At 71.0% G+C, this 10,355-nt stretch carries 9 protein-coding genes; 3 read left to right on the top strand and 6 right to left on the bottom strand.

What is annotated here, in order from left to right:
• Positions 1-337: 337 nt before the first annotated feature.
• A complete protein-coding gene (locus ACFZA2_RS03030) occupies positions 338-1,018 on the bottom strand; it encodes a response regulator (protein WP_391400424.1) in 681 nt (226 codons plus the stop codon).
• Complete coding sequence (locus ACFZA2_RS03025) at positions 1,018-2,604, bottom strand: ATP-binding protein (RefSeq protein ID WP_391400421.1); 1,587 nt, start codon at positions 2,602-2,604, stop codon at positions 1,018-1,020. The genes ACFZA2_RS03030 and ACFZA2_RS03025 overlap by 1 nt, the downstream gene beginning before the upstream one ends.
• A 170-nt stretch (positions 2,605-2,774) precedes the next feature.
• On the opposite strand from ACFZA2_RS03025, the gene ACFZA2_RS03020 reads away from it, so the two are divergent.
• From ACFZA2_RS03020 to ACFZA2_RS03010, 3 genes are read left to right on the top strand one after another with little or no spacing between them, the layout of a single operon-like run.
• On the top strand, positions 2,775-3,791 hold the full coding sequence (locus tag ACFZA2_RS03020; protein ID WP_366373889.1) for a tripartite tricarboxylate transporter substrate binding protein: 1,017 nt from the start codon (positions 2,775-2,777) through the stop codon (positions 3,789-3,791).
• Entirely contained in the window at positions 3,788-4,342 is a 555-nt protein-coding gene (locus ACFZA2_RS03015) for a tripartite tricarboxylate transporter TctB family protein (RefSeq protein ID WP_391400416.1), read from the top strand. Before ACFZA2_RS03020 ends, ACFZA2_RS03015 begins: the two co-directional genes overlap by 4 nt.
• A gap of 12 nt (positions 4,343-4,354) precedes the next feature.
• Positions 4,355-6,016: a tripartite tricarboxylate transporter permease gene (locus ACFZA2_RS03010; RefSeq protein WP_391400413.1), complete on the top strand. Its 1,662-nt coding sequence runs from the start codon at positions 4,355-4,357 to the stop codon at positions 6,014-6,016.
• A 100-nt stretch (positions 6,017-6,116) separates the two neighbouring features.
• Here ACFZA2_RS03010 and ACFZA2_RS03005 read toward each other — a convergent pair whose 3' ends face one another.
• From ACFZA2_RS03005 to ACFZA2_RS02990, 4 genes are all read right to left on the bottom strand, one after another.
• On the bottom strand, positions 6,117-6,884 hold the full coding sequence (locus ACFZA2_RS03005; protein WP_391400410.1) for an alpha/beta hydrolase: 768 nt from the start codon (positions 6,882-6,884) through the stop codon (positions 6,117-6,119).
• A 96-nt stretch (positions 6,885-6,980) separates the two neighbouring features.
• A complete protein-coding gene (locus ACFZA2_RS03000; protein ID WP_391400407.1) occupies positions 6,981-8,132 on the bottom strand; it encodes a mannitol-1-phosphate 5-dehydrogenase in 1,152 nt (383 codons plus the stop codon).
• Positions 8,129-8,566 carry a PTS sugar transporter subunit IIA gene (locus tag ACFZA2_RS02995; protein WP_391400405.1) on the bottom strand — a complete coding sequence of 146 codons (438 nt, stop codon included), beginning with the start codon at positions 8,564-8,566 and terminating at the stop codon, positions 8,129-8,131. Before ACFZA2_RS02995 ends, ACFZA2_RS03000 begins: the two co-directional genes overlap by 4 nt.
• A 104-nt stretch (positions 8,567-8,670) precedes the next feature.
• Positions 8,671-10,335 carry a PTS mannitol transporter subunit IICB gene (locus ACFZA2_RS02990; protein WP_363578689.1) on the bottom strand — a complete coding sequence of 555 codons (1,665 nt, stop codon included), beginning with the start codon at positions 10,333-10,335 and terminating at the stop codon, positions 8,671-8,673.
• Positions 10,336-10,355: the final 20 nt, after the last annotated feature.

The raw sequence follows: 10,355 nt of genomic DNA, 5'->3' as shown, positions 1-10,355 counted from the left end.
TATTGGTTTTCTTTGGGGCGGGTTTCCGGGGGTTTTTGGGGGGTGGGGTGGGGCGGTACCGGGGGGGGGGGCCCAGTTGGTCCGGGGGGGCCCCCCCCCCCCCCCCCCCGTCGAGTGTCCAGGACACGCCGTGCCCGGCACCGGAACGCGGCGTGTCCTGGACACTCGATGAAGGGGCCCCCGCGTCTCGCTCGCGTGAGCGCGTGTGAGTGTCCGGGACACGCCGCGTCTCGCGCCGGGATGCGGCGTGTTCTGGACACTCGACGAAGGGGATGCCGGGGGGAGGGCGAGAGCGTGCGAGGCTCCGCGCCGCGCCGCGGCGGACGAGGGCCGGGGACTACGCCGGCGGGGTCGCGAGCGTGTAGCGGGTGCTCGGGCGACCGGCGGTGGAGTAGTCGAGGCTGCGGACGCACTCGCCGTCGTCGGCGAGGTGCTCCAGATACCGCCGACAGCTCACCCGCGACAGGCCGAGGTGGTCGGCGACTTCGGCCGCGCTCGCCGAGCGGAGGTCGTCGAGCGCGGTGCGCACGAGGTCGAGCGTCGGACGCGAGAGCCCTTTCGGCAGCGGGCGTCGCGTCACGGGTCGCAGGACCGCGTCCACGCCCCGCTGGTTGAGCGACCCCTCCACGGCGGCGGACGACCTGCGCTCCGCCAGGACATCGTCGATGCGCGCGTGCAGCTCGCTCGCGGTGAACGGTTTGACGAGGTAGTGCTGCACCCCCATCAGCCGTGCCGTGCGCACGGTGTCGACGTCGCGCGCGGCGGTCACGGCGATGACCTCGGGCTGCACGAGCCCGGCATCCGCTCGCACGGCGCGCAGGGCGTCCAGCCCCGAGAAGCCCGGCAGGTGCACGTCGAGGAGCACCAGGTCGGGACGAAGTTCGGTGACGGCCGCCACGGCATCCGGACCGCTGCCCGCGGTGCCCACGACCTCGCACGCGGCGTGACCGGCGACGAAGAGGCCGTGCAGCGACGCGACCGCGGGCTGATCGTCGACGACGAGGACGCGAAGGACCATCATGAGACCCTTTCCGGCTCGGGCAGGACGACCTCGAACCGCGCACCGCCGAGCGGGGAGCGCGACACGCGGGCCTCGCCGCCGCGGCGACGCGCGACGCGCCGCACCAGGGCCAGGCCGATCCCGCGAGCGCGATGACGGGCATCCTTCGTGCTGACGCCCTCGTCGAACACGCGATCGTGGAGGGAGTCGGGCACCCCCGCGCCGCTGTCGTCGACGACGATGCGCACGGCGGCCGCCGTGGCATCCACCGTCACGCGGAGGCGGTCGCCGGGGCGGCAGGCTTCCAGCGCGTTGTCGACGAGGTTGCCCACCACGGTGACGATGTCGCCGACGGCTTCGGCCGGCGGGGTGCCGTCGGCGATGATCTCGAGCGCGACGTCGAGCTCACGCGATCGCGCGAGCTTCACCGACAACAGCGCGGTCAGTTCGCTGCCGAGACCGGCGGCATCCGGACCGAGATCCAGCGACCCGCCCGGGCGCACGCGCGCGATGAACTCCCGGGCGTCGTCGTAGGCCCCGAGTTCGAGCAGGCCCGAGACGACGTGCAGCGAGTTGGCGAACTCGTGCGCCTGGGCGCGCAGCCCCTCGGTGAGCGATTGCTGGCCGTCCATCTGCCGGAGCGCCTCGTGCAGCTCGCTGTGGTCGCGCAGCAGGAGCGTCGCCCCGACCAGGCGCCCGCGGTCGTCGCGCAGTCCCGTCGAGCGGGCGATCACGGGGCGTTCGCCGGCGAGCACGAGGCGCCCCTCGGGCTCGCCGTCCTCCATCACCTGCAGGAGCGGCCCGTCGAGCGTCTCGTCGGCGCGGCGGCCCCGCAGAGCGCCGCGGTCGATGATGCGCTCGGCGGCGTCGTTCGCACTCGTGACGATGCCGCGGTGATCGACGCGGATGACGCCCTCGCTCAGACGGTGCAGCATCGTCTCGCGCTCGCCCACCATCTCGGCGATCTCGTCGGGTTCGAGCCCGAAGATCCGGCGACGGATGAGGGCCGCGACCCAGGCCGCACCGAAGACCCCCGCCACCGCGGCTCCGCCGAACGCCAGCAGAAGCCCCGGCAGGCGCGACTGCAGGTCGGCCGCGAGCTCCGACTCCAGCACGCCCACCGACACCGACCCGATGATCTCGGCCCCCGCGTCGTCCTCACCGGTGTCGCCGTCGGCGTAGACCGGCACCTTCACCCGGTACGACTCGCCGAGCGTGCCCGTCTCGGTGCCCGACCACACCTGTCCCGAGAGCGGGATCGAGGGGTCGGTCGACACGCTCTCTCCGATGCGGTCGGGATGAGGGTGCGAGAAGCGGATGCCGTCGACGTCGGTGACGACGACGTAGGTCAGCGACGACGCCTCCCGGATCACCTCCGCGACCGGTTGGATCGCGGCCGAGGGGTCGGGGTCGTCGAACGCCTCGACGATGACGGGCAGACGGGCGATCGACAGGGCCACGCCGACCATGCGCTCGCGGTACGAGTCCCGGATCGCGCTCTCCTGGATCCAGACGGCGACGAGGCCGGCACCGAGGGTCACGACGCACACGATCAGCGCCTGCAGCAGCAACAGCTGCAGTCTCAGCGACAGTGCTCGGACCACGCTCCATTGTCTCCCGGGCGTCGACCGCCGCCCACACCCGCCCGCGACCAATAGTTGCCGAACTCGTCGTTACTTGCGCAAGCGAGACGGCATCCGTCTGCTCTGCCTACCGTGAGCGATCAGCGGGGAGGCGACGGTGCCTCACCCGAACTCGAAGAGGAGTACCGCGCATGCGTCGCACCACCATCGCCCTCGTCCCCCTGGCTGCGCTGTCGCTCGCGGCCCTCACCGGCTGCAACCCGCAGGGTGCGGGTGCCGGCGGGGCGGCCGCCTCGCAGGATGCCGCCTCCATCGACTCCGTCAACATCGTCGTCCCCGCCGATCCGGGCGGCGGCTGGGACCAGACCGGCCGCGCCGTCTCCGACGTGCTCACCGGTGACAAGCTCGTCGGGACCGCAGCCGTGAGCAACGTCGGCGGTGCCGGCGGCACGGTCGGCCTCGCCTCGCTCGCGACCGAGCGCGACCCGTACACGCTCATGGTGACGGGCCTGGTGATGGTCGGCGCGGTCGAGACCAACGCCGCGGAGAACCGCATCGAGGACACCACCCCCATCGCGCGCCTGACCGAGGAGCCGCTCGTCGTGGTCGTGCCCGCGGCCAGCCAGTACCAGACGCTGAAGGACCTCGTCGACGCCGTCGTCGCCGACGGGCAGGGCGTCACCATCACGGGCGGCTCGGCCGGCGGCGCGGACCACATCCTCGCGGGGCTGCTCCTCGAGGAAGCCGGCCTGACCGGGGCGGACATCACCTCGAAGCTCAACTACGTGCCGAACGCCGGCGGCGGCGAGGCCGTGTCGCTGCTGCTCGGCAACAACGCCGCGGCGGGCATCTCGGGCGTGGGGGAGTTCGCCGAATACGTGAAGTCGGGCGACCTGCGCGCCCTCGCCGTCTCGAGCGAGGAGGCGGCGACGCTGCTGCCCGACGTGCCCACCATGACCGCCGAGGGCTACGACGTCGTCTACACGAACTGGCGCGGCCTGCTCGCCCCCGGCGGGATCAGCGAGGCGGATGCCGAGGGCCTCACGAAGCTCGTCACCGACATGCACGCGTCCGACGCGTGGAAGAGCGTGCTCGAGGAGCGCGGCTGGACCGACGCCTTCCTGACCGGCGACGAGTTCACCTCCTTCGTCGAGGAGAACGTCGTCGACGTCTCCGGAACCCTGAAGAACATCGGGCTCGTGTCGTGACGACCACCGACGCACCGGGGGCGGCGGCGACCAGCCGCCCCCGGTGGGGCGCCGAGCGCATCGGCAACGTCGCCTTCGCCGGCGTCGTGGTCGGGCTGGGCGTGTTCGCGCTCGTCGGCGCGTTCGCCATCCGCGTCCCCGCCGGTCAGGCGATCGGCCCCCAGGTGTTCCCCTTCGCCGTCGCCGCCATTCTGCTCGGCTCCGGAATCACGCTGGTCATCGCCGCGCTGCGGGGCCGGGTGGCTCCGCGCGAAGAGGGTGAGGACATCGATCCGGATGCCAAGACCGACTGGTGGACGATCCTGAAGCTCGTCGCGCTGATGGTCGCCGTTCTGCTGCTGCTCGAACTGCTCGGCTGGTGGATGGTCGCCGCTCTGCTGTTCGGCGGCGTGGCCTGGACCCTCGGCGCCAAGCGTCCGTGGGTCGCCTTCCTCGCCGGTCTCGTCATCGGCATCGGCACCCAGCTCCTCTTCGGCGAGGGCCTGGGCCTCTTCCTTCCTCGCGGGGCCGCCTTCGACTGGTGGTACGGCCCCGGACCCCTGTTCGGCTAGGAGACCGTCGACATGGATGCTGTCAACTCCCTCATGGAGGGTTTCGCCACCGCGCTGCAGCCGGAGTACCTGCTGTTCGCGCTGCTCGGCGTCGTCATCGGAACCGCCGTCGGCGTGCTCCCGGGCATCGGCCCGGCCATGACCGTCGCCCTCCTGCTGCCCCTGACCTACTCGCTGTCCCCGACGGCGGCCATCATCACCTTCGCGGGGATCTATTACGGCGGGATGTACGGTGGCTCGACCACGAGCATCCTGCTGAACACGCCGGGCGAATCGGCATCCGTCATCACCGCCATCGAGGGCAACAAGATGGCCAAGCTCGGTCGCGGCGCGGCGGCGCTGGCCACCGCGGCGATCGGCTCGTTCGTGGCCGGCACGATCGCCACGGCGCTGCTGACCCTCTTCGCTCCGCTGCTCGCGCGCTTCGCGGTGAACCTGTCTCCCGCCGACTTCGTCGCGCTCATCGTCGTGGCCTTCGTCACCGTGGGTGCGCTGCTCGGGTCGTCGCCGGCTCGCGGTCTCGCCTCGCTCGGCATCGGCCTGCTGGTCGGACTCATCGGCACCGAGGCGACCACCGGTCAGGCGCGGTACACGATGGGTGTGCTCGCGCTGTCGGACGGCGTGAGCGTCGTGCTCGTGGCCGTCGGCCTGTTCGCGGTGGGGGAGACCCTGTACGTCGCCGCGCGCCTGCGCCACGGGCCCATCCCCGTCATCCCCGTCACCCGCGGCTGGCGCAACTGGATGACGAAGGAGGACTGGCGCCGCTCGTGGAAGCCGTGGTTGCGGGGCACCTTCATCGGCTTCCCGATCGGGACGATCCCCGCCGGCGGTGCGGACGTCGCGACCTTCCTGTCGTACGCGAGCGAGAAGAAGCTGTCGAAGAACCGCGAGCAGTTCGGTCGCGGGGCGATCGAGGGTGTCGCAGGCCCCGAGGCGGCCAACAACGCCGCCGCGGCCGGCGTGCTCGTGCCGCTGCTGACACTGGGCCTTCCGACGACGGCCACCGCGGCCATCATCATCACGGCGTTCCAGTCCTACGGCATCCAGCCGGGGCCCCAGCTCTTCCAGAACCAGGGCGACCTGGTGTGGGCCCTGATCGCGAGTCTGTACATCGGCAACGTGCTGCTCATCGTCCTGAACCTGCCGCTCGCGGGGATCTGGGTGAAGGTTCTGCAGATCCCGCGTCCGTACCTGTACGCCGGCATCCTGACCTTCGCCGTGCTCGGCGCCTACGCCGTGAGCTTCTCGACGCTCGACATCGTCATCCTGCTGGTGGTGGGGGCGCTGGGGTACTTCATGCGGCGCTTCGGCTTCCCGATCGCACCACTCATCGTGGGGCTCATCCTGGGGCCGATGGGGGAGCAGCAGCTGCGCAAGGCGCTGCAGTTGAGCCAGGGCAACGTCGCCGACCTCGTGCTGCACCCCTTCGCCGCATCGGCCTACGTGCTGCTGGCGGTGTTCCTCGTGGTGGGGCTGTGGCTCAAGCGTCGTCAGAGCCGCTACGAGCGGGCGCTGGAGGCCTCGCTCGCCGCGACCGAGGGGCACCCGCAGGCCGGTGTCGACCGCCTGTGGGAGCCGGGGGAGCGCCCCACCGACGTGCGCACCGACACGATCCGCGCCGAGCTCGCGGCCGAGCAGGCCCGCGCCGCACGGGGTGAGCCTCCGCGAAACTGACCCCTCCTCGTCGAGTGTCCGAGACACGCCGGTGCCCGAACCCGGGAAGCGGCGTGTCTTGGACACTCACCGCCGTGTGCGGCGAGAGACGGGGCGGCGGTCAGGGACGGGGGAGGAACCCCGCGAGCTGCTCGGCGATCACCCGGTCGACCTCGGCCGGATCGGCGGTGGGGGTGCCGTCACCCGGCTGCGGGCCGTACGCGCCGAACGACGCGTGCGAGGCACCGGGGATCTCGACGAAGGCGGCGTCCGCGGGCAGCTCGCCCTTGGCATCCGCGATCTTCTGCGGGGTCGACAGCCCGTCTTCCGAGCCCGACAGGCTCAGGACGGGGAGCCCGGATGCCGAGAGGTCGTTCGCACAGTACGAGGCGAATAACACGAGCGCGTCGGCGTCGGTCGCGAGCTGGCACGCGCGCACGCCGCCGAGCGAGTGGCCGCCCACCGCCCAGGTCGAGACGTCGGGCGCGAGGTCGGTGAACGTCGACAGCGGACGGGGGTCGAAGAAGGCGAGGTTCAGCCACGGCTTCGTGATCACGACCGTGACGCCGTCGTCGACGACGACGTCGGCGAGGGTGGCGATGTAGCCCTCCGCCTGCACCTTCGCGCCCGGGATGAACACCAGTCCCTGGCCGGTCGCTCCCGCGGTGGGGGAGAGCACGATCCCCGCACCGTCGTCGGTGATCGTCAGCCCGGGATCCGCCTCGGCCGAGGCGAGCGGGCCCGGTTCGGCGCCCATGACACCGACCTGACTGTAGATCAGGATGCCGCCGACCAGCACCACGACGAGGGCGCCCAGGCCGCCGAGGGTCCAGCGCAGCCATCGGCGACGGCGGCGGGGCGCAGGGGAGGGGGCGGTGCTGTCGTTCACGCTCTCGAGCGTATCTCCGGGCCCGTTGTGCAGCGCGGAAACACGACACCGCCGACGCGCCGCCCGATGCGGCCGCGTCGGCGGTGTCGGAAGGGCTCAGGCCGGGAGAGCCGCCTGCCGGGCGGCGACGACCTCGACGATCCGGGCGAACAGCGGGTGTGCGGCGTCGAGTCCGGTCACCTGCGCCGTGAAAGCGTCGGCGTCGAGCTCGCGCAGCAGGCGCTGCAGCTCGACGGCCTGGGCGTCTTCGGCATCCTCGAACTCCAGGGCCGCGGCCATCGCGGCGACGAGCGCATCGACGCTCAGGCCCCGCTCGATCGCCTCGGCCGCGGGTCCCACGAAACGCTCGTGTCGCGAGAGCTTGCGCAGCGGCTGCCGTCCGACGCGCCACACGGTGTCGGGCAGCGCCGTGTTGCGGAAGCGGCGCAGGATCGTCGCACGGTATTCGCCCTGCACGCCGGCATCCAGCTCGTGCTTCTGCACGAGCAGCGCGCTGGTCTCCTCGAGGGCCGCCTCGACCTTGGCCGAGATGGCCGGGTCGGCGAGGGCGTCGGAGATGCGCTCGATGCCCGCCTGCGCCCCGAAGTACGCCGTGGTGGCGTGACCGGTGTTGACCGTGAAGAGCTTGCGTTCGATGTAGGGCTCGAGGTCGTCGACGAAGTGCGCGCCGGGGATGTGCGGAGGGGTGTCGCCGAACGGGGCCCGCTCGATCGCCCACTCGTAGAACGGCTCGACGGTGACGTCGACTCCGCCCTGCGCCTGGGCCGGCACGATGCGATCGACCGCGGTGTTCGCGAAGACGGCCCGGGACGCCAGGGCGTCCCACGACTCGCCGGCGAGCTCGATGACGTGGTCGCGCAGCTGGTCGGTCGCGCCGATCGCGTTCTCGCACGCCATGATCTGCAGCGCCGGCAGCGACGGGTCGCGCAGCGCGAGACCGGCCACGATGTGCGGAGCCACGAACTTCAGGATGGTCGGGCCGACGGCGGTGGTCACCACGTCGGCGGTGGCGATCTCGTCGACGAGGGCCTCGGCATCCACCGAGCTGTCGATCGCGCGGAAGTTCGTCACCTGCTTGTCGACGCCGCCCTCGCCCACCTCGTGGACCGTGTACGACGACGCGTCGTTGATGGCGGACACCAGCGCCGCGGAGACGTCGGAGAACACGAGGTCGTACCCGCCCTCGTGCAGCAGGAGGCCGACGAAGCCACGGCCGATGTTGCCCGCGCCGAAGTGGACGGCCTTCATGCGTTGACGGAGCCCGCGAGGGCCTCGTAGAGCTCCTCAGGGGAGGAGGCGGCCTTCAGACGCGCGACGTCATCCTCTTCGGAGAAGAGGATGGCGATCTGCGACAGGATCTCGAGGTGCTCGTCGCCCTTGCCGGCGATGCCGATGACGAAGATGACGGGTTCCCCGCCCCAGTCCACGCCGCCGTCGTACCGCACGACCGACAGACCGGACTCGAGGATCGCCTGCTTGGTCTCGTTGGTGCCGTGGGGGATGGCGAGCTCGTTGCCCATGTAGGTGGACACGGTCTGCTCGCGCTGCTGCATGGCGGCGAAGTAGTCGGCGGTCACCGAGCCGGTGGCCTGCAGCAGATCGGCCGCCTCTTTCATCGCCTCCTCGCGGGTGGCGCTTCCGGGGTGGATGCGGACGGATTCGATGCGGAGGACGTTCGACATGGTTCTCGCCTTTCTCGTCGTGCTGTCCAGCCTCGCAAAACGCGGGCCGGACGGGAAGACGCCAGGGGCCGGGCTGACGCTCCGACCCCTGGCGTGCTATTGGGTTACTTGGCCTCGTGCTGCGAGCGGACCATCTCCACGACCTCGTCGTACCGCGGCGAGTTCATGAAGTTGTCCACCGAGACGTGCACGGAGTCGGGCGACTGCGCCTTCGCGCGGTCGGTGAGCTGGTTCTGCGTGATGACCAGGTCGGCCGAGCCGTCGAGGTTCGCGATGGCCTGGTTGGTGACCGTGACCCCCTCGATGCCGGCCTTCTTGATCTTGTTGCGCAGGACGCTCGCGCCCATGGCGGAGGAGCCCATGCCGGCGTCGCAGGCGAACACGATGGTGTTCAGCTGCTTCGTGGCGACCCCGCCCCCGAGACCGCCCAGGGCGGCGTCGACGTCGTGGTCGGCCGACTCGGTGGTACCCGAACCGGTGGTGCCGGCAGCGCGCGTGCGGAGGGCGCCGAGCGCCGACGACTCCTTGCCCTTGTTGGCGGCGGTCTGGTCGATGGCCGCGGCGAAGCTGTCGCCCTCGGCCTCCTGGTCGCGCTTGCGCGAGGCCCGGAGGATGACACCGGCGACGAGGAAGGTCACCACGGCGGCGACGATCACCGACAGGTAGACCACCAGCAGGTTGGCGGGGCCGGCGCCGATGGCGGCGACGGTGACGGCGATGATGCTGCCGGGAGCGGCCGGGAAGGCCAGACCGCCGCCGAAGATCATGTTGACCGCGACGCCCGAGGCGCCACCCGCGATGAGGGCGAGGATCGTCATCGGCTTGGCGAGGGCGTACGGGAAGTAGATCTCGTGGATGCCGCCGAGGAACTGGATCACGATGGCGCCGGGAGCCGAGGCCTTGGCCGCACCCACGCCGAAGAACGTGAACGCGAGCAGCAGACCCAGGCCGGGGCCGGGGTTCGCCTCGATGAGGAAGAGGATCGACTTGCCGGTGTCAGCCGCCTGCTCGATGCCGAGCGGGGTGAAGACGCCGTGGTTGATCGCGTTGTTGAGGAACAGCACCTTGGCCGGCTCGACGATGATCGACAGCACCGGGAGCAGGTTGAACTGCACGAGGAACGCGACGATGCTGCCGAGGACCGCGCTGATGCCGAGGAAGACGGGACCGAAGGCGAAGAAGCCGACGATCGCGAGGATCATGCCGAGGATGCCGGCGGAGAAGTTGTTCACGAGCATCTCGAAGCCGGGGCGGATCTTGCCGTCCCACAGCTTGTCCATCTGCTTGGTGATCCATGCCGCGAGCGGGCCCATGATCATCGCGCCGAGGAACATCGGGATGTTGGTGCCCACGATCACGCCCATGACGGCGATGGTCGCGACCACGCCACCGCGCGCGCCGTAGACGATGCGTCCACCGGTGTTGGCGATGAGCAGGGGCAGCAGGTAGGTGATCATGACGCTGACCAGGCCGACATAGCCCTGGTAGGTGCCGCCGTCGGCGTTCGCGGTCAGCGCGGTCGCTGCTCCGGGCCAGCCGATGGTGGCGGCGTCACCGCCGCCGCCGAGGATCTCGGCGACCGGGGCCCAGTGCCAGCCGAAGGGGCTGTTCGCACCGAAGAACCCGGCGGGGATGAAGAGCATGGTGATGAAGCCCCATGCGATGAATGCCGCGATGTTCGGCATGATCATGCCGGAGAGGAACGTGCCGAATCGCTGTACGGCGATCCGAGCCCCTCCCGGCTTCTTGGCGGGTGACGTCGTCGTCATTGCTGTGTCTCCTTGGTAGG

The sequence above is a fragment of the Microbacterium sp. NPDC007973 genome (assembly GCF_042958465.1).
GTDB lineage: Bacteria > Actinomycetota > Actinomycetes > Actinomycetales > Microbacteriaceae > Microbacterium > Microbacterium galbum.
This window is presented reverse-complemented; position numbering and strand designations above follow the sequence as displayed.